Here is a 21,092-nt window from a genome sequence, read left to right on the forward strand (position 1 = left end):
GGGTAGCGAGGCTCGACGAAGGAGAGGCGAAGCTGGACCGCCGCATCAGACCCGGCGGGTAGCCCGGGTTGCCGAGGCCTGGTCGCGGGGGCGGATCACGATCTGGTCGAGGTCGACGTGCGGGGGCCGGTCGGCCACAAACCCGATCACCTCGGCGATGTCGGTCGCGGTCAGCGGAGTCAGCCCGGCATATACCGCGTCGGAGCGCTCGCGGTCACCGTCGAAGCGCACCAGCGAGAACTCGGTGTCCACCATGCCGGGGGCGATCTCGGTGAGCCGCACCGGTTTTCCCAACAGCTCACCGCGCAGCGTGCGGTGCAGCGCGCTCTGGGCGTGCTTGGCCGAGGTGTAACCGGCGCCGCCGTCATAGATTTCGAACGCCGCGATCGAGGTGACGGTGACGATCAGGCCGTCGCCGGAGGCGATCAGCTTCGGCAGCAGTGCACGGGTCACCTGCAGGGTGCCCAGCACGTTGGTCTCCCACATCCACCGCCAGTGCTCGAGGTCGGCATCGCCGACCGGAGCCAGCCCCTTGGCCCCGCCGGCATTGTTGACCAGCACATTGATCGAGCCCGAGACCTGGTCGCAGGCGTCGGCCAGCGCGGCCACCGCGGACGCCTCTGTGACGTCCGCCACTACCGCGGTACCGCCGATCTCCTGTGCCAGTGCGGCGATGCGGTCGGCGCGGCGAGCTACGGCGACCACGTGAAAGCCTTGCCCGGCAAGGGTTCTCGCGGTCGCCTCACCGATACCCGAGCTGGCACCGGTGACCACCGCGACCCGCTTTTGTCCTGCAGGTGTCGTCATCGCCCCAACCTTAGTGACCGTGATACATTTCTCCGTTATGTACCGCAGTCCCCGCTACCTGTCAGCGGTGTGTCTTGTCGCCACCGGCGCGTGTTGTTGCGCCTGTTGTCGCGCCTGACCTGCTGCGAGTAGCGCTCCTTTGAAAGAGCCCGCCGGGTCGCAGGTGTAGCCAGCCCCCTTTCGGACTCTTCCTAGACAGGACCCAGCGTGACCACCACCTCTTTCCCCACCCACATCGCCACCCGCCGAACCGCCCGGACCCGCTCACATCCGCGCGTCGTGCCGCCGGCCCTGCAGCTGCCCGACACCGCCGGCGCCGCGGTTTTCTCCGCCATTCGCCAGCACGGCCCGATCGCTCGCGAGGCCATCGCCGGCGCCACCTCGCTGAGCGTCGCCACGGTCAACCGGCAGGTCAGCGCGCTGTTGCAAGCCGGATTGCTGTTGGAGCGCGCCGACCTGGCCACCTCCGGCGCGATCGGACGGCCGCGCCGGCCGGTGGTGGTCAACCACGAGCCGTTTCTGGCGCTGGGCCTGCACATCGGGGCGAAGACCACCAGCATCGTGGCCACCGATCTGCTCGGCCGCACCCTGGACGTCGTCGAGACCCCGACCCCGGCCAACGGGGCGGCACCGGCGCTGGCGTCGCTGGCCGCCAGCGCGCGCCGCTACCTGACCCGCTGGCAGAAGCGCCGGGCGCTGTGGGTCGGGGTGGCGACCGGCGGGGCGGTGGACGGCACCACCGGCTACGTCGACCACCCCCGGCTGGGCTGGACGGCCGCTCCGGTCGGGCCGGTGCTGGCCGAGGAGCTGCGCTTGCCGGTGTCGGTGGCCTCCCACGTCGACGCGATGGCCGGCGCCGAACTGCTGCTGGGGGTGCGGCGGCCGACGGCGACCAGCTCCACCAGCCTCTACATCTACGCCCGGGAGACCGTCGGCTACGCCCTGGTGATCGGCGGCCGGGTGCACAGCCCGGCCAGCGGTCCCGGCACCATCGCCGGGCTGCCGGTGTCCTCGGAACTGCTCGGCGGCTCCGGCCAGCTGGAATCCACCGTCAGCGACGAGGCGGTGCTGGCCGCGGCACGCCGGCTGCGGATCCTGCCCGACGGCAACAGTGCGGCCTCGGCCGCGGTGACCGGGCTGGTGCTCAAGGCCCGGGCCGGTGACGTGCGAGCGGCGGCACTGCTGACCGAGCGGGCCCGGGCCCTCGGCGAAGCCGTGGCGCTGCTGCGCGACGTGCTCAACCCCGACGACCTGGTGGTCGGCGGCCAGGGGTTCACCGAATACCCGGAGGGCATGGTCGAGGTGGAGCGGGCCTTCGCGCAGCGCTCGGTGCTGGCCGGCCGCAGCCTGCGAGTCACCACGTTCGGTAACCGGGTCCAGGAGGCCGGCGCCGGAACGGTGTCACTCGGCGGGCTCTACGCCGACCCGGTCGCAGCGATGCGCCGCTCCCGCGGTTCGGTCGCCCGGGCGGTCCCGGAAGCGTCGGCCTGAGAAGAGCTGTAAAGATGGCGGGGTGCGGAGTGGCGTCGGATCCGGTGTGCGCCGGGTAGCGGTGCTGTCGGTTCACACCTCGCCGCTGGCGCAACCCGGCACCGGCGACGCCGGCGGAATGAACGTCTACGTACTGCAGAGCGCGCTGCACCTGGCCCGCCGCGGGGTGGCTGTGGAGGTCTTCACCCGCGCCACGTCGTCGGCTGATCCGCCGGTGGCCCACGTCGCGCCCGGCGTGCTGGTGCGCAACGTGGTGGCCGGGCCCTTCGAGGGCCTGCACAAGAACGATCTGCCCACCCAGCTGTGCGCCTTCGCCGCCGGGGTGCTGCGCGCCGAGGCGGCCCACGAACCGGGCTACTACGACGTCGTGCATTCGCACTACTGGCTGTCCGGTCAGGTCGGCTGGCTGGCCGCGGACCGCTGGGCGGTGCCGCTGGTGCACACCGCACACACCTTGGCCGGGGTCAAGAACGCCGCCCTGGCCGCCGGTGACACCCCCGAGCCGCCGCTGCGGACCGTCGGCGAGCAACAAGTCGTCGACGAGGCGGACCGGCTGATCGTCAACACCGACGACGAGGCCCACCAACTCGTCACGTTGCACGGCGCCGACCCGGCGCGCATCGACGTGGCGCATCCGGGCGTCGACCTGGAGGTCTTCCGCCCCGGTGACAAGGGGCAGGCCCGGGCCGCGCTGGGGTTCTCGCCCGACGAGCCGATCGTGGCCTTCGTCGGTCGCATCCAGCCGCTCAAGGCGCCCGACATCCTGCTGCGCGCCGTCGCGAAGCTGCCCGGGGTGCGCGTGGTGGTGGCCGGTGGGCCGTCGGGCAGCAGCGGGCTGGCTGCGCCGGGCGGCCTGGTTCGGCTGGCCGGGGAACTGGGTATCAGCGACCGGGTGACGTTCTTGCCGCCGCAGTCCCGCGAGGATCTGGCCACCCTGTTCCGGGCGGCCGATCTGGTGGCGGTGCCCAGCTACTCCGAATCGTTCGGACTGGTGGCACTGGAGGCGCAGGCCTGCGGTACGCCGGTGGTCGCCGCGGCCGTCGGCGGGCTGCCGGTGGCGGTGCGGGACGGGGTGACCGGGAGACTGGTTGCCGGACACGGCATCGAGGCGTGGGCGACTGCGATCGACGATCTGCTGCGACTGGGGTCCGGGCCCCGCGGCTGGGCGATGCGCCGGGACGCCGCCGCCCACGCGGCGGCGTTCTCCTGGGAGCGGACCGTGGACGCCCAGCTGGCCAGCTACACCAGCGCCATCGACGACTTCGCCGCGGCGCGCGGTGAGCGGATGCGGGTGGTCGGGTCGCCGCGGCGGCCCGGGCGCTGGCCGGCGCGACGCGGGGCGCGGGCGTGAACCCCGACGATGTCCGTCAGCTCATCGAGGACACGCTCAAGGCTGCCGAGCTGACCTACTCGGAGTTCCCGGGCGCGCATGGCGGGCTGCCGGGACTGGTCGTCGAACTGCCCGGCGAGCGCAAGCTCAAGACCAACACCATGCTCAGCCTCGGGGAGCACTCGGTGCGCGTCGAGGCGTTCGTCTGCCGCAAGCCCGACGAGAACCACGCCGGGGTGTACCGGTTTCTGCTCAAGCGCAACCGCCGGCTCTACGGGGTGGCCTACACCCTCGACAACGTCGGCGACATCTACCTCATCGGCCGGATGGCGCTGGCCTCGGTGACCGCCGAGGAGATCGACCGGGTGCTCGGGCAGGTGCTCGAAGCCGTCGACTTCGACTTCAACACGTTGCTGGAGTTGGGATTTGCCTCCTCCATTCAGAAGGAATGGGAGTGGCGGGTCTCCACCGGGCAGTCGCTGAAGAACCTGCAGGCATTCGAGCATTTGATTGACAAGGACGACGACTGAGACACTGACCCCTATGTCTGAGACTGCCACGCTGGTGCTGCTGCGCCACGGAGAGAGCGAATGGAACGCCAGCAACCAGTTCACCGGCTGGATGGACGTCAACCTGACCGACAAGGGCCGCACCGAGGCAATCCGCTCCGGCCAGCTGCTCGTCGAGCACGATCTGCTGCCGGACGTGGCCTACACCTCGCTGCTGCGCCGCGCGATCACCACGGCGAACCTGGCCTTGGACGCCGCCGACCGGCACTGGATCCCGGTGCACCGCACCTGGCGGCTCAACGAACGTCACTACGGGGCCCTGCAAGGCCTGGACAAGGCCGCCACCAAGGCCCGCTACGGCGACGACCAGTTCATGACGTGGCGGCGTAGCTACGACACCCCGCCGCCGCCGATCGAGGCCGGCAGCCGCTACAGCCAGGACACCGACGCCCGCTACGCCGACATCGGCGGCGGCCCGCTGACCGAGTGCCTGGCCGACGTGGTGGCGCGCTTCCTGCCGTACTACACCGACGTCGTCATCCCGGACCTGCGGTACGGCAAGACGGTGCTGATCGCCGCGCACGGCAACTCGTTGCGGGCGCTGGTGAAGTACCTGGATCAGATGTCCGATGACGAGGTGGTCGGTCTGAACATCCCCACCGGCATCCCGCTGCGCTATGACCTGGACGCCGAGCTGCGTCCGAAGGTCGCCGGCGGCATTTACCTGGACCCCGAGGCGGCCGCCGCCGGGGCCGCGGCGGTGGCCAGTCAGGGCGCCAAGTAGCCGGAGTGCGCCGCCAGTGTGAATGACCGGTGGAGATCGGGTGAAATCTTCCCCCTGAATTCACATTCGGCGCACGTCGTGGTCGACCGCTAGTCGGATAGGGCGCTCGAACTGCGTACGATTTTGCCGTGGCTGCGACTTCGGCGCTGACGCTTGCTGCGGTGTCGGCACTGCCGGCCCTGGCGGCGGGGGTGGCGGCCGGGATCTGGCTCTCGCCCCGGCTGGCCGAGCGGCGCCGGCGGGTGGTCACCGAACGCGCCGGCATCACCGTCTCCCAGATGCTGCAGCGGATCGTGGCGCACGCATCGCTGGGGATCGCCGTCGTCGACACCCACCGCGACGTGGTCTACCTCAACGATCGCGCCTCCCATTTGGGTCTGGTGCACGGCCGGCTGCTCGACGATGTCGCCTGGGCGGCCGCGCAACGGGCACTGGCCGGTGAAGAGGAGGTCGTGTTCGACCTCTCGGCGGCCAAGCGTGCGACCGGGGCGATCCGGTCGGACTTGTCGGCGGTGCGCGGGTACGCCCGGTTGCTGTCCGAGGAGGATCGCCGGTTTGCGGTGGTGATCGTCGACGACCAGTCCGAACAGGCCCGGATGGAGGCCAGCCGGCGCGACTTCGTGGCCAATGTCAGCCACGAGCTCAAAACCCCGGTCGGGGCGATGGGACTGCTCGCCGAGGCGCTGCTGGCCGTCGCCGACGACCCCGAGGCGGTACGCCCGTTCGCCGAGAAGGTGCTGGTCGAGGCGAATCGGCTGGCCAGCATGATCGGGGAGCTGATCGAGCTGTCCCGGCTGCAGGGCGCCGATCCGCTACCGGACTTGGGCGTCGTCGACGTCGACAGTGTGGTCAACGAGGCGATCTCCCGGCACAAGGTGGCCGCCGACAACGCGGAGATCACCATCACCACCGACGCCCCGAGTGGCTTCCGGGTGCTCGGCGACGAGCCGCTACTGGTTACCGCGCTGGCTAACCTGGTGTCGAACGCGATCGCCTACTCGCCGCATGGCTCACCGGTGTCGATCAGCCGGCGCAGCCGGGACGGCTTCATCGAGATCGCGGTCACCGACCGCGGCATCGGAATCGCGCGCAAGGACCAGCAGCGGGTCTTCGAGCGGTTCTTCCGCAGTGACAAGGCGCGCTCGCGGGCCACCGGTGGCAGCGGGCTCGGGTTGGCGATCGTCAAGCACGTGGCGGCCAACCACAACGGCACCATCACGTTGTGGAGCCAGCCGGGCACCGGTTCGACGTTCACCTTGACTATTCCCGCCTACGGCAGTGTGGACCACGAGAAGGAGGAGCGTTGACCCACGTGTTGATCGTTGAGGACGAGGAGTCGTTGGCCGACCCGCTGGCGTTTTTGCTGCGCAAGGAGGGGTTCGAGGCGACCGTGGTCACCGACGGAAGCGCGGCGCTGGCCGAGTTCGACCGGGCGGGCGCCGACATCGTGCTGCTGGACCTGATGCTTCCGGGAATGTCGGGCACCGACGTCTGCAAGGCGCTGCGGGCCCGCTCCAGCGTCCCGGTGATTATGGTCACTGCTCGCGACAGCGAGATCGACAAGGTCGTCGGCCTGGAACTGGGGGCCGACGACTATGTGACCAAGCCCTACTCGGCCCGCGAACTGATCGCCCGGATCCGCGCGGTGCTGCGCCGTGGCGGTGACGACGAGGGCGGTGTCGGAGAGGGCGTACTGGAATCCGGCCCGGTGCGCATGGACGTCGAACGGCACGTCGTCATGGTCAACGGCGAGCAGATCACCCTGCCGCTCAAGGAATTCGACCTGCTCGAATACCTGATGCGCAACACCGGCCGGGTGCTCACCCGCGGTCAGTTGATCGACCGGGTCTGGGGCGCGGATTACGTCGGCGACACCAAGACCTTGGATGTCCACGTAAAACGACTGCGGTCCAAGATCGAGGCCGACCCCGCCAACCCTGTGCACCTGGTTACCGTGCGCGGTCTCGGATACAAGCTGGAGGGCTGACCCCGCTCCCGCTGCTTGATTGGGTGACCTAACTTGCCCGTGCGGTCGTCGTCGCCGAAAATCACGGAATTGACGTCCGCGTTCTTAAGGTAACCTTAATGAAGGTTACCTGCAGAATGCTGGGCCCAATCTAAAGCCAATTTTCGTTAGTCATACGGGAGACGCGATCGATGAGCGGGCCGGACCACACGGTGCACACCCTACGCACGCTGGTGGACCTGCTGATCCAGCGTGCCGGGCAGCGTGGCGACCAGCCGGCGTTCACCTTCTCCCGGGACGGCGACGAGCGCGAGACCAGCCGGGTGACCTACCGGGAGCTGGACCTGCGCGCCCGCCAGATTGCCGCCGGACTGCAGAGCCAGGGCGCCGGCGGCGAACGGGTGCTGGTGTTGTGCCCGCCCGGGCTGGACTTCATCGCCAGCTTCTTCGGCTGCGTCTACGCCGGCGCCATCGCGATCCCGGTGCACCCACCGATGCGCGAGCACCTGGTCGGCCGCGTCGAGTCGATCATCGCCGACGTCGACCCCGGCTTCGCACTCACCACCGCCGAGATCGAGCCCAGGATCAAGCCCGCGATCGATGCGCTGCCGGGCGGTCAGGCGCTGCGGTGGTCGCTCACCGACATCAACGACGCCGCTGGCCGCGAGGCGGCCTGGGTGCCGCCGCAGATCGACGGCGACACCGTCGCCATGCTGCAGTACACCTCCGGGTCGACCAGCGCGCCGAAGGGCGTCGTGCTGACCCACAGGAACCTGGTGCACAACCTGGACACCATCTTGCAGGCCTGGGGCGACCGGATCGATGGGCCGGTGCGAGGTGTCTTCTGGCTGCCGCCCTATCACGACATGGGGCTGATCGGCGGCCTGCTCTCGACGCTCAACGCCAGCGGCCATTCGCTGCTGATGCCGCCGAGCGCATTCATCAAACGGCCGATGCGGTGGCTGGAGGCGATCACCCGGCACCGCGGCACAATCACCGCGGCCCCCAATTTCGCCTACGACATGTGCATCGAGCTCAGCAGTCCGCAGGAGCGCGCGGCCCTGGACCTGTCCCACTGGGCGACGGCCATGTGCGGCGCCGAACCGGTGCGCGCCGCGACGTTGGACAGTTTCGTCGAGGCGTTCGCTCCGGCCGGCTTCCGGCGCGAGGCGTTCCTGCCGGTGTACGGCTTGGCCGAGGGCACCTTGCTGGTCTCCGGCGGGTCGGACTCGGCGGTGCCGGTCGCCCGCCAGATCGACCGCATCGCGCTGGGCGACAGCAGGGTCGTCGACGTCGCCGCAGGCGACCCCAACGCGGCGACACTGATCGGCTGTGGCAAACCGCCGGGCGGCCAGCGGGTGGTGATCGTTGACCCCGAGACCCGTCGTGAATGCGCGGGCGACCGGGTCGGCGAGATCTGGGTGGCCGGCGGCAGCGTCGCGCACGGCTATTGGAGAGCACCTCAGCTGTCCGCCGAGACGTTCGCCGCGACCCTGTCCAACAGCGGTGAGGGCCCGTTCCTGCGCACCGGAGACCTGGGCTTCCTGCATTCCGGGGAGCTGTTCGTCACCGGCCGCCGCAAAGACCTGATCATCATCCGAGGCACCAACCATTACCCCAACGACATCGAGCTGACCGTTCAGAACACCAACCCGGCGCTGCTGCGCGGCCGCGGCGCGGTGTTCTCGATCGCCCCCGAACCGGGCGCGGCCGAGCAACTCGTCGTGGTGCAGGAGGTCGACCCGAGCCGGTTGAGCGGGGACGCGGCCGACGAGGCGATGCAGGTCATCCGCACCGCGGTCACCGAGAACCACACGGTTCGCACCCACGCCGTCGTGCTGGTGCAGCCCCTGCAGCTGCCGACGACCTCCAGCGGCAAGATTCAGCGCAGCGCCTGCAAGCAGCGCTACCTGGACGGCGCGCTGCCGGTGGTCGCGCAGTGGCCGGCCGCCGCCGCCGAACCGCCGGCGCCGGCCGAGCCCGAACCTGCCCCCGCGGCCAGGGCCGAGGGCGGGGACGGGGAGCGCGGCGCGGCCGAGATCAGCGCGTGGCTCGTCGACCGGTTGTCCCAGGAACTTGAGCTGCCCGCCGCCGAGGTCGACCCGGCCAAGCCGTTCGCCTTCTACGGCCTGGACTCCATCCACGCGGTGCGCCTGTCGACCGCCCTGGAGCAGTTCCTGGGCTGCGAGCTGGCCCCGACCATCGCCTACGAATACCCGTCGATCGACATCCTGTCGCAGCACCTGGCGCGGGTCGCGACGGAGGCCCCGGCCGATCAGGCCGCCGAAAACACAGCACGGCCCGCCGCCGACGAGCCGATCGCGATCGTCGGCATCGGCTGCCGCTTCCCGGGCGCCGACGGCCCCGACGACTTCTGGCGGCTGCTGTCCGGCGGGGTAGACGCCACCAGCGAGGTCCCCGCCGACCGATGGGACGTCGACGCGTTCTACAGCCCCGACCCGTCGGTGCCGGGCACCGCGGTCACCCGCCGCGGCGGCTTCCTCAAGCGGGTCGACTGCTTCGATTTTCAATTCTTCGGTATCTCGCCGCGCGAGTCGGCGCAGATGGATCCCCAGCAGCGGCTGCTGCTCGAGGTGGCCTGGGAGGCCCTCGAAGACGCCGGTCAGGTGCCGGACGCCCTGGCCGGCAGCCGCACCGGAGTGTTCGTCGGCATCTCCACCAACGACTACGGCTTCCTACGGCTGGGCCAGCCCCAGCTCGTCGACGCCTACACCGGCACCGGCAACGCGCTGAGCATCGCCGCCAACCGGCTGTCCTATACCTTCGACTTCCACGGGCCGAGCCTGTCGGTCGACACCGCCTGCTCGTCGTCCCTGGTCGCCGTCGACCTGGCGTGCCGCAGCCTGCGCGACGGTGAGTGCTCCATGGCGCTGGCCGCCGGGGTGAACGTGATCCTGTCGCCGGCCCTGGCGATCAACTTTTCCAAGGCCCGGGTGATGGCGCCGGACGGCCGGTGCAAGACGTTCGACGCCGACGCCGACGGTTACGTGCGCGGCGAGGGCGCCGGCGTGGTGGTGCTCAAGCCGCTGAGTAAGGCGCTGGAGGACAACGACCCGATCTACGCGGTGATCCGCGGCAGCGCCACCAACTCCGACGGCCGCACCAACGGCCTGATCGCGCCGAGTGGACGGGCCCAGGAGGGCGTGCTCACCGAGGCGTTCCGCCGGGCCGGCCTGCCGGCCGGTGCGGTCCAGTACATCGAGGCGCACGGCACCGGAACGTCGATCGGCGACGCCATCGAGGCCAACGCGCTGGGCGCCGTGCTGGCCGAGGGCCGCCCGCAGGACAGTCGCTGCCTGGTGGGCTCGGTCAAGACCAACATCGGCCACCTGGAGGCAGCCGCCGGCATCGCCGGCCTGATCAAGGTGGCGCTGTCGCTGCAGCACCGGGCCATCCCGGCCAGCCTGAACTACACCGCACCCAACCCGCACATCAGTTTCGACCGCCTGCCGCTGGAGGTGGTGCAGACCCTGACGCCGTGGCCGGCGGGCAGCCGCGCGGTGGCCGGGGTCAGCTCGTTCGGGTTCGGCGGCACCAATGCCCACGTCGTGCTCACCGAGGCCCCGCAGGTCCGTAGCAGCCACCCCGACGACTTCGCGCCGGCGCGCGCCGAGCTGCTGGCGCTCTCGGCCCGGTCACCGGAGGCCTTGGCCGCGCTGGTCGGCGAGTACGAGATGGCTCTATTCGGCAGCGCTAGCGCCCTGACCGACCTCTGCTACACCGCCGGTGCCCGGCGCGGCCACCACGACTACCGGCTTGCGGTCGTCGGTGACTCCCCGGCGGCGCTGTTCGAGTCGTTGTCGGCCTACCGCCTCGGCGAATCACGCCGGGGATTGTCGGTCGGGCATTGCGCCCCCAGCCGGCCCGGGCCGGGCGTGACGTTCATCTTCTCCGGTCAGGGCTCGCAGTGGCCCGGCATGGCGCAGCGGTTGCAGGCCGACGAGCCGGTCTTCGCCGACGCCCTGGCCGCCTGCGACAACGCGCTGCACCCGCACCTGGGGCACTCGATCCTCAAGGAACTGGCCAAGCCGCAGGAGCAGTCCAAGCTCGGCGACATCGGCATCCTGCAGCCCACCATCTTCGCGATTCAGGTGGCCCTGGCGGCGCTGTGGCGGTCCTGGGGCGTCGAGCCCGCCGCGGTGGTCGGACACAGCCTCGGTGAGGCCGCCGCCGCTCACGTCGCCGGAGCGCTCAGCCTGGAGGACGCCGCGCGGGTGATCTGCGCCCGGGCCCGGATGCTGCGCGGAGTGCGCGGCCGCGGGGCGATGATGGTCACCGAAACCACCATGGCCGAAGCGCAGGAACTCATCGCCGGGCACGAGCAGCAGGTGGCGGTCGCCGCCAGTAACAGCCACCGGTCGACGGTGCTCGCCGGTGAGCGCAAGGTGCTCGAAGCGCTGATGGCCACGCTGACGCAGCGGGACCGGTTCTGCCGGTGGATCGAGGTCGACGTCGCCTCGCACAGCCCGCAGATGGAGGCCCTCGGCGCGGGACTGCGCGGCAGCCTGGTCAAGCTGAAGCCGACCGCGCCGACGGTGCCGCTGTACTCGACGGTCACCGGGGAGCTGGTCGGCTCCACGCTGCTCGACGCCGACTACTGGGTGGCGAACCTGTGCTCGCCGGTGCGGTTCTCGGCCGCGCTGCGACGGCTGCTGGAGACCGGGCACGACACCTTCGTCGAGCTCAGCCCGCACCCGATCCTGCTGACGGCGGCCCGCGAAGACGTTGAAGACATGAGGCGCACCTGCACCTTCTTGCCGTCGATGCGCCGCGACGATGACGGCCGCTCGACCATGCTCGGCTCGCTGGGCACCCTCTACACCCTCGGACACGCGGTGGCCTGGGAGCGGGTCTACCCCGAGGGCAGTCGCTGTGTCCCCGCCCCCACCTACCCCTGGCAGCGGGTGCACTCCTGGCTGGACGCCGGCTCCATCGCGGCGCCCCGCAGCGCCGGTGCGCCCGGCGGCTGGCGCGGGCCGATCCGGTCGGTCACCCAGAACGCGGTGCTGGCCGAGATCGACGTGACCACCGGGCCGCTGTCCGCCGAGCAGCTCAGTGAGCTGGCCGGCCAGGCGGTCGAGGTGGCGTTCGGCCCGGGCAGCCGATCGGTCGGTGCGCTGAACCTGCGCGGCGCTCCGGCCGAGACGCGCACCGTGCAGTTCGCCCTGATCGATGACGCGTTCGAGTGCTACGGCAGCGCGGCCGGCGGGGACTGGACGCTGCTGGCCACCGGCACCCTGATCGCCGGACTATCCGAGGCCCCGGCCATCACCACCGCCCCCGCGGACCCGGCCGACCGCAGCTACCAGGTGCGCTGGCAGCCCGCGTCGATCGCCGCCGACGCCGAGGGCCGATCCGGCGAACCCGGCAGCTGGCTGATCCTGGCCGACGGCCCGGTGGCCGACACGCTGCGCGACCACCTCGAGGCGCAGGCCCAGTCCTGCGTGCTGGTGGAACCGGTCGTCGGGCTGCCCGCAATCGAGCGGGTGACCGCCGACAGCTACCGCATCGACCCGGGCCGGCCCGAACACTTCGGTGAGCTGCTGCGCGCGGCGTTCGGCGGCGACCGCCCGCCGTGCCGTGGCGTGCTGCACCTGTGGAACCTGCTGGCCGCAGCGCCGGCCGACACCAGCGTCGAATCGCTGGAGACGGCGACGACCGTCGGGACGCTGAGCGTGGTTCACCTGATGCAGGCGCTGACGGTGGCCGGCTGGCCGGAATCGCCACGGCTGTGGCTGGTGACCCGCGGGGCGCAGCCGGCCGGTGACTACGAATCCGCCGCGCTGTCGATCGGGCAGGCCCCGGTCTGGGGGCTGGGCCGCAGCATCGACCACGAGCACCCGGAACTGCGCGTCACCGGCGTCGACCTGTCCGCCGGCGGCGGTCCCGAAGAGTTGCGGGCGCTGTTCACCGAGGTCTGGTCGGACGAGCGTGAGGCGGATGTGGCGCTGCGCGGCCACCGGCGCTACGTGGCACGGCTGGAGCCCTACCGCGAGGCCTACCAGCAGTCGGGTGAGTTCGCGCTTCGCGAGGACGCCAGCTACCTGGTCACCGGCGGCCTCGGCGCGGTCGGCGGCGAGGTGGCCGGCTGGCTGGTCGAGCGCGGGGCGCGGCACCTGGTGCTGATGGGCCGCCGCGCGCCGTCAGCGGCGACGGAGGCGACGCTGGATGCGCTGCGTGCGGCCGGCGCCGAGGTGACGGTCGCCCAGGGCGACGTCACCAAGGCCGACAGCGTCGCCGCGGTGCTCGCCGGCATCGGCGCGTCGATGCCGCCGCTGCGCGGTGTGGTGCATGCCGCCGGCACCGTCGACGACGCGATCCTGGCCCGCCTGGACGCCGCCCAGCTGCGCGAGGTGATGGCGCCGAAGGTGCAGGGCGCCTGGAACCTGCACACGCTGACCGCCGATGCGCCGCTGGACTTCTTCGTGCTGTTCTCCTCGGCCGCCTCCGTGCTGGGTTCGCCCGGAGCCGCCAACTACGGGGCCGCCAACGCCTTCCTGGACGCCCTGGCCTGGCACCGCCGCGCCGCCGGGCGGCCCGCGCTCAGCGTCAACTTCGGCCCGTGGGCCGGGCTGGGCATGTTCACCAACTCCGAGCTGCACCGCCATTTCACGCACTACGGCGTCGAAGGCATGTCGGCGCAGGACTACTTCACCGCGCTGGCCGGCCTGCTGGGCGGCACAGTCGCGCCGCAGGTCATGGTGCTCGACATCGACTGGGCGCGGTGGCGTCCCAGCGCGCAGGCACCGTTGCTGCGCGACTTGCAGGTCTCCGGTGAGGCGGCGACCGGAAGCGGTCTGTTCGAGGCGGTGCAGGCCGCGGACGCCCAGGAACGCCAGCGGCTGCTGGAGACCTACCTGCGCGATCTGGTCGCCGGCAAGCTGGGCCTGGCCCCGGCCGGCCTGGACGTGGCGGCGCCGCTGAACAGCCTCGGGGTGGATTCGCTGATCACCCTGGAACTTCGCATTCAGGTGGAGCGCGAACTCGGAATCGTCGTTCCGGTGGCCCGGCTGCTGGATGGGCCGAGTGTGGTCAGCCTGTCGGGCTGGCTCAATGAGCAGTTGGCGGCCGCCGGCGAGGCCCGGCCGGAGCAGGCCGCACCGCCCAGCGTCGCCGAGCCCGCGCCGGAGATGGACCTGCTGTCGCAGGTGTCCGACCTATCCGACGACGCGGTGGATGCGCTGCTGGCGAAGATGCTCGCCGACGGCGAGCATGCCAAGGATGGGGGTAGCCCATGACGGACCAACCTGAGGCGCCCATCGACATCGCCAGCCTGTCACCGGAGGAAAAGCGCGAACTGCTGGCGCAGTTGCTGGCCGCCAAAGCCCAGAACGCGGCGTCTGAACACGAGTTGTCCTACGGGCAGCGCTCGATGTGGTTCGTGCACCGGCTGTCCCCCGACAGTGCCGCCTACACCGTCGCCTACGCGGGACGCATCCGCAGCGGACTCGACGTGCCGGCCCTCGAGCGGGCCGCCCAAGCCCTGGTGGACCGGCACCCGATGCTGCGCACCACCTACACCGAGCGTGACGGCCAGCCGGTCGGGCTGGTCCACCCGCACTGGCCGATGCGGATCGCCACCCATCGCATCGGTACGGACGCGGCCGAACTCGAGCGGTGGATCCAGACCGAGACCGACCGGCCGTTCGATCTGAGCACCGGGCCGGTAATACGGCTGACCCTGCTGCAGCGTCCTGACGATCACGTGCTGTTGCTGAGCGTGCACCACATCGCCGTCGACTTCTGGTCCATCGACGTCATCCTCGACGAACTGCGCGCGTTGTACGCCGCCGAGCACGGCGGTTCAGCACCGGAGCTGACCGCGGACCGCTACGTCGACTACGCCGCCGGGCAGAACCGGATGCTGGCCGGGCCCGATGGCGAGCGGCTGTGGGAGTACTGGCGCGACGCGCTGGGCGGTGAGCTGCCGACGCTGGCGTTGCCCACCGACCGGCCGCGGCCGGCCGTGCAGACCTACGCCGGTGCGCTGCACCGGTTCAGCGTCGACGCGCAGGTCACCGCCGGGTTGAAGCAGGTGGCGCGGACCGTCGGTGCGACGCCCTACATGACGCTGTTGGCCGCCTACGCGGTGCTGTTGCACCGCTACAGCGGCCAGGACGACCTGATCATCGGCTCACCGTTCGCCTGCCGCGACCGGGCCGGCCTGATGGGCATGGTCGGCTACGTCACCAACCCGCTGCCGCTGCGCGTGGACGTGAGCGAAGACCCGAGTTTCGTTGCGCTGCTTGGTCAGGTCAAGAACACCGTGCTGGGCGCCATCGGCCACCAGGAATACCCGCTGCCGCTGCTGGTCGAGCGCCTGCGGCCGGTCCGCGACGCCGGACGCACCCCGCTGTTCCAGGTGTCGTTCGCCTGGCAGCAGGTCCGGCTGTTCGAGGAAGCGGAGGCCAGTGCCGGCTCCGGTGACGGCACGCTGCCCCTGGAAACCCTGCACATCGGCCAGGGCGGCTCGCCGTTCGACATCACCATGCAGGTCGGCGAGCAGGACGACCAGCTGCAGCTCGCGCTGCAGTACAACACCGATCTGTTCAACGCCGAGACCATGACCGCGATGGCGCAGCACTTCGCCGTGCTGCTGGCCGGCTTGGTGGAGCCCGGCGCCGCCGACGCTCCGGTATCGCAGGTGCCAATGCTCACCGGCGCCGAACGGGCAAAGCTACAGTTCTGGAACGAAACCCGGGTCGACTACCCGGATGCCCCGGCCTTCCTGCACGAGATGGTGACCGCTGCCGCGGCGCGCACACCCGACGCCGTCGCGGTGAGCTACGACGGCCGGGAGCTCAGCTACGGCGAGCTCGACCGGCGGGCCAACGGCCTGGCGCACCGGCTGCGCCAGTTCGGTGTCGGCGCCGGCAACGGGACCGACGTGGTGCCGGTGCTGTTGGAGCGTTCCGAAGACCTGGTGATCGCGCTGCTCGGTGTGCTCAAGGCCGGCGGTGTCTTCCTGCCGCTGGATCCGGCCCAGCCCGCTCGGCGCATGGAGGCGATGCTGGCCGACGTGCCGGACGCGCCGGTCTGTGTCACCCACCGCCGGCATCTGGCCGGTGTGCCAACGGATTTCACCGGCGCCCGACTGTGTCTGGACCAGTCTTCGGCGTTGCCCGCAGAGCAGGAATCAGCTCCAGAGGTGAGCTCGGCCGACCTGGCCTACCTGATGTACACCTCCGGTTCCACCGGTGCGCCCAAGGGGGCGCTGAACACCCACGCCGGCATTCGCAACCGGCTGCTGTGGATGCAGGACGCCTACCGGCTGACCGCCGACGACCGCGTGCTGCACAAGACCCCGATCAACTTCGACCCGTTCGTCTGGGAGATCTTCTGGCCGTTGATCGTTGGCGCCCGGGTGGTGATCGCCAAACCGGAGGGCCACAAGGACGCCGGCTATCTGGCTCGGGCCATCGTCGAAGAGCGCGTCACCACAATGCATTTCGTGCCGTCGATGCTCCGCCGTTTTCTGGGTGAACCCGGGGCGGCGTCCTGCACCGGGCTACGCCGGGTGTTCTGCAGCGGCGAGGCGCTCACCGGCGACCTGCGCGACGCGTTCTTCGACACGCTGCCCGCCGAACTGTACAACCTTTACGGCCCGACCGAGGCCGCCATCGATGTCACCCATTTCCACTGCCGGCGTGGGGTAACCGAACCGATCATCCCGGTCGGGCGACCGATCGCCAACATCGCGATCCACCTGCTGGACGCCGCGGGAAACCCGGTCCCGGTAGGGGTGCCCGGCGAGCTGTACATCGGCGGCGTCGGGGTGGCCCGCGGGTATTTGAACCGGCCGGAGGCCACCGCCGCCGCGTTCGGCGAGGACCCGTTCAGCTCCCAGCCTGGCGCTCTGCTCTACCGCACCGGCGACCTGGCCCGCTACCGCCCGGACGGCAACATCGAATACCTGGGCCGCCGCGACGATCAGGTGAAGATCAACGGTTTCCGCATCGAGCTCGGCGAGGTGGAGGCCGCGCTGGCCAAGCACCCCGGCATCGCCGAATGCGCCGTGGTGGCCCGTAAAGACGCCGCCGGCAACACCGCGTTGATCGCGCATATCGTGCCGGTCGCCGCAGCGCCGGGCACCACCGAGCTGCGCCGTTTCCTGCTGGAGCTGGTGCCGGCGGCGATGGTGCCCGCGGTGTTCCGCAGCACCGACCTGCTTCCGCTGTCGCCCAGCGGCAAGGTGGACCGCCGGGCGCTGCTGGCCATCGATGCGGATCTCGACGCCGCACCGAAAGAGTTCGTGGCGCCGCGCAACCGCACCGAAGAGACGCTGGCCGGGATCTGGCGCGAGGTGCTCGACACCGACCGCGTCGGCGTCACCGACGACTTCTTCGCGCTCGGCGGGGCCTCCACCCAGGCCCTGGAGGTCGCGGTGCGGGTCGGCGAGCTCGGCATGGAGCTGCGCCCGGAGTCGCTGTTCGTCTACGGCACCATCGCCGAGCTGGCCGAAGAATTCGGCCCGATCGGTGACGACACCACCGCTGCAGCGCCGGAAGCTCCCGCTGTTGAGAAGCCGGCACCGTCGAGACCCGTTGCGGCGCCGGTGATCAAGCCGGTGCGGACCGGCCCGGCCCGCAACGTCGTGATCGAAAGCCTCGGGGTGTACCTGCCCCCGCGGGCGGTCTCCACCGAGCAAGTGCTGGCCGACTGCGTCAACGAGGTGAAGATCCCACTGGAGCGCCTCACCGGCATCAAGAACCGGCGGATGGCCGGCGTCGACGAGTTCTCGATCGACTTGGGCCGCAAGGCGATCGGCGACTGCCTGTCCCGATCGAGCTACGCCGCCGAAGAGATCGACCTGGTCATCGCCTGCAACATCTCCCGGTGCGACGGCCCGGAGCACATGTTCACCTTCGAACCCAGCACCGCCTCCCAGTTGCGGGATCAGCTGGGCCTGACCAACGCGGTGTGCTTCGACATCAACAACGCCTGCGCGGGCATGTTCACCGGCATCAGCGTGGCCCAGGACTTCCTCAAGACGCACCTGGTGCGCAACGCCCTGGTGGTCAGCGGCGAGTACATCAGCCACATCACCGAAACCGCGCAACAGGAGATCGAGGGCGCGATGGATCCGCGGCTGGCCTGCCTGACCGTTGGTGATGCCGGCGCGGCGGTGGTGCTCGAACTCGGAGCAGGCGACCGGGTCGGCTTCCACGACCTCGACCTGGCCACCTACAGCGAATTCGCCAAGTTGTGCATCGCCAAGGCCACCGAGGGCCCGCACGGCGGCGCCATCATGGTCACCGACTCGGTCACCCAGACCGCGATCGCGGTGAAGCACTCGGTGCCCTACGTCGCCGCGGTGATGCAGCGCCACGGCTGGAGGCCCGAGACGGCCGATCAGCTGCTGATGCACCAGACCTCCGAGGCGTCGATCAACGACGCCATCTTGACCATCAACCGGGTGTTCGGGGCGGGCGCGGCCAGCCGGGCCAACACGATCTGCAACCTGGCCGAACGCGGTAACACCGCCACCACAACGCATTTCGTCGCGCTGTATGACTACATCAACGCGGGCCGGATCAACTCCGGCGACAACGTGGTGCTGTCGATCACCGGTTCCGGGCAGACCATCGGCACCGGGCTGTACACCTTCGACGACCTGCCCGACCGGATACGACGGGCCGCCAACGGCCAGCCCGCCGGTGCCGGGCGGTCCGCCCGCGGCCGCCGGGAGTTGCCGGCGACACCGCGGGTGCGGATCGACGGTGTCGGTATCGCCTCGGATAGCCAGGGCCCGCCGAGTTCCATCGCGTTCGCGGTGGACGCCGCCCGGGCTTGCCTGGACGACAGCGGTGTCGACGGGTCCCAGGTCGGACTGGTGATCCACACCGGCATTTACCGCGACGACTTCCTCAGCGAACCCGCGGTCGCCACCTTGGTGGCCGGCGAGGTCGGGATCAACGCCGAGCCGGAGTCGGCGGACGCAGCCAAAACCTTCGCGTTCGACATCCTCAACGGCGCGGTCGGCTTCCTCAACGGCTGCCACGTCGCCGCCGGCATGATCGGCGCCGGCCACACCGGTCACGCCATGGTGCTGGCCTCCGAAGTGGAGAACAACACTCCGGACAGTGGCTACCCACGCACCGGCATCGCCGAGACCGGGTCGGCGATCATGCTGAGCCCGAGCCACGGCCCGGAAGGCTTCGGCCGCTTCGTCTTCGAACACCACCCGGAGCATCGCGGGGCGCTGGCGACCCACACCCAACAGCGGGACGGCCGGATGTGGCTGCGGGTGGACCGCGACCCGAACCTGGCGGCGATCTATGTGAGCTGCCTGCCGTCGGCGGTCAAGCAGTTGCTGGCCCTGGAGGCGCTGGGGCCCGATGACATCGCGCTGGTGTTGCCGCCGCATCTGCCCGGTGCCGCTCTCGACGATCTGGCCGCGCACATCGGCGTAGACCGGTCGCGGTTCGTCGACCTGGAGGCGCAGGGCTGGACCACTGACCCGTTCACCTCGGCCCTGCCCTATCAGATCGCCGACGTTCGGCGGCGCGGGCTGGTCAAGCCGGGCGACGTCGCGCTGATCATGGCCGTCGGTTCCGGCGTCGAGGTCGGCTGTACCACCTACCGGTTCTGAACACGATGCGCGCATTGGTCACCGGGGGAACCGGATTCGTCGGCTCGAATTTGGTGGCGGCATTGCTCGACCGCGGCATCGAGGTGCGGGTGCTGCGGCGCTCGACATCTCCGATGGCCGCACTCGAAGGTTTGGACTGCGAGACCCGGGTCGGCGACGTGCTCGACGGTGTCGAGGCGCTCACCGCGGCGATGGCCGACTGCGACTGGGTGTTCCACACCGCGGCGGTGTCGGACTACTGGCGTCACCGAACTCAGGCCAAGCTGTACCGCACCAACGTCGACGGAACCCGCGACATGGCGGAGGCCGCTCGGCGGGCCGGCATCAAGCGCTTCGTCTACACCAGTTCGATTGCTGCTCTCGGTATTCCGCCGCGCGGGCGTGAGCTGGTGGAGACCGACGAGTTCAACATCCGCCCCCGCCGGTTCCCCTACGGCCACAGCAAGCACCTGGCCGAGACCGTACTGCGCGATGCCGTCGCGGCGGGCTTGCCGGCGGTGATCGTCAACCCGTCGGTGGTCATCGGCCCGCGTGACGTCAACCGCATCGCCAGCGCGATGATCGTCGAGGCGCAGCGGGGCCGGTTGCGGGTTGCCGCGCCGGGCGGCACCAACTTCGTCTCGGTCGAGGACGTGGTGGCCGGCCATGTCGCCGCGGCCGAGCGGGGCCGGATCGGTGAGCGCTACATTCTCGGCGGGGAGAACCTGTTGTTCGGTGAGGCGTTCGCCATCGCCAACGAGGTCACCGGCCAGCGGGGTCCGTCGATCGTGCTGCCGCGCTGGACGATACCGGTGGCGACGGCCGGCATCGGCCTTGCCCGCGCGGTGGTGGGGCCGCGGCTGCCGATCGGCGCCCACCAGATGCGGCTCTCAGCGGCGGAGATCTTCGCCGACTCCACCAAGGCTCGCGAGGAATTGCGCCTGCCGTTCACCTCGTTCCGCACCGCGCTGCGCGACGCCTACCACTGGTACCGCGACAACGGCTACCTCGCCCGCTGACCAACCGGCGGCACGTCGTCATCCGGCTTCGGCCCGATCGTCGTCGAAGAGGTGTCGTTGGGCGTGGCCCTGGACGGGCACGGCGTCGTAGGCGGCTTCGTCGAACAGTGGGTCGTCGAAGACCGGGTCATCGCGCGGTGGCCGTTCGTCGGGTGGTGGCCATTGGTCGTCGGGTGGTGGTTGCTGGTCGGGCGGGTCACCCGGTGGCGGGCGGCGGTGGTAGTCGATGACGGCTTCGATGAAGTGGAAGGGATTGACCCGGGGTTGCCCGTGGTCGAGTTTGGGCGGTGGGGTCCATTCGACCCGGCCGGATTCGCCGAGTCGGGTGACCCAGCCTTGCTCGCTGGCCATCCGGTTATCGGGTGCGCACGCCAGCGCGAGGGAATCGATGTCGGTTTGGCCGTTGTCGGCCCAGTCCTGTAGGTGATGGGCCTGGGACAGATATCCCGACACTGAACACCCGGGCCGGGTACAGCCGCGATCCCGCGCGTGCAACACGATGCGCTGATCCGCCGATGCGATCCGCTTGGCCCGGCCCAGCCACAGCGCCCGGCCTTGGCCGTCGAACACACTCAGATAGTGGTACGCATGGCC

11 protein-coding genes are annotated in these 21,092 nt (G+C 70.4%); 9 read left to right on the forward strand and 2 right to left on the reverse strand.

The annotated features are described in order from the left end of the window. Nucleotides 1-45: 45 nt before the first annotated feature. Entirely contained in the window at nucleotides 46-807 is a 762-nt protein-coding gene (locus A5771_RS09245) for an SDR family NAD(P)-dependent oxidoreductase (RefSeq protein WP_064854923.1), read from the reverse strand. A gap of 234 nt (nucleotides 808-1,041) precedes the next feature. Between A5771_RS09245 and A5771_RS09250 the strand changes: the two genes are divergently transcribed. From A5771_RS09250 to A5771_RS09290, 9 genes are all read left to right on the forward strand, one after another. Continuing rightward, the gene (locus A5771_RS09250) at nucleotides 1,042-2,298 is read left to right on the forward strand and encodes an ROK family transcriptional regulator (protein WP_109401080.1); all 1,257 of its coding nucleotides are present in this window, start codon (nucleotides 1,042-1,044) and stop codon (nucleotides 2,296-2,298) included. A 22-nt stretch (nucleotides 2,299-2,320) separates the two neighbouring features. Beyond that, the gene (gene mshA, locus A5771_RS09255) at nucleotides 2,321-3,649 is read left to right on the forward strand and encodes a D-inositol-3-phosphate glycosyltransferase (protein ID WP_109401078.1); all 1,329 of its coding nucleotides are present in this window, start codon (nucleotides 2,321-2,323) and stop codon (nucleotides 3,647-3,649) included. Beyond that, nucleotides 3,646-4,158, forward strand: a complete 513-nt coding sequence (locus A5771_RS09260; protein WP_064854925.1) for a YbjN domain-containing protein — start codon at nucleotides 3,646-3,648, stop codon at nucleotides 4,156-4,158. The genes mshA and A5771_RS09260 overlap by 4 nt, the downstream gene beginning before the upstream one ends. 13 nt (nucleotides 4,159-4,171) lie before the next feature. Beyond that, nucleotides 4,172-4,921, forward strand: a complete 750-nt coding sequence (locus tag A5771_RS09265) for a phosphoglyceromutase (RefSeq protein WP_064854926.1) — start codon at nucleotides 4,172-4,174, stop codon at nucleotides 4,919-4,921. A 128-nt stretch (nucleotides 4,922-5,049) separates the two neighbouring features. After that, a complete protein-coding gene (locus tag A5771_RS09270; protein ID WP_064854927.1) occupies nucleotides 5,050-6,228 on the forward strand; it encodes a sensor histidine kinase in 1,179 nt (392 codons plus the stop codon). Next, nucleotides 6,225-6,908, forward strand: coding sequence for a two-component sensory transduction protein RegX (regX, locus tag A5771_RS09275; RefSeq protein WP_064854928.1), 684 nt, complete (start codon nucleotides 6,225-6,227; stop codon nucleotides 6,906-6,908). The genes A5771_RS09270 and regX overlap by 4 nt, the downstream gene beginning before the upstream one ends. 170 nt (nucleotides 6,909-7,078) lie before the next feature. Next, entirely contained in the window at nucleotides 7,079-14,146 is a 7,068-nt protein-coding gene (locus A5771_RS09280; RefSeq protein WP_064854929.1) for a type I polyketide synthase, read from the forward strand. Next, nucleotides 14,143-19,500, forward strand: coding sequence for a non-ribosomal peptide synthetase (locus A5771_RS09285; protein ID WP_064854930.1), 5,358 nt, complete (start codon nucleotides 14,143-14,145; stop codon nucleotides 19,498-19,500). Before A5771_RS09280 ends, A5771_RS09285 begins: the two co-directional genes overlap by 4 nt. 5 nt (nucleotides 19,501-19,505) lie before the next feature. After that, nucleotides 19,506-20,498, forward strand: a complete 993-nt coding sequence (locus A5771_RS09290; protein WP_064854931.1) for an NAD-dependent epimerase/dehydratase family protein — start codon at nucleotides 19,506-19,508, stop codon at nucleotides 20,496-20,498. Between the two features lie 18 nt (nucleotides 20,499-20,516). Here A5771_RS09290 and A5771_RS09295 read toward each other — a convergent pair. Then, on the reverse strand, nucleotides 20,517-21,092 hold a 576-nt coding region (locus A5771_RS09295), incomplete at its 5' end, for an HNH endonuclease signature motif containing protein (protein WP_131808906.1).

This window comes from Mycolicibacter sinensis, assembly GCF_001667375.1.
GTDB classification, from domain to species: domain Bacteria; phylum Actinomycetota; class Actinomycetes; order Mycobacteriales; family Mycobacteriaceae; genus Mycobacterium; species Mycobacterium sinense_A.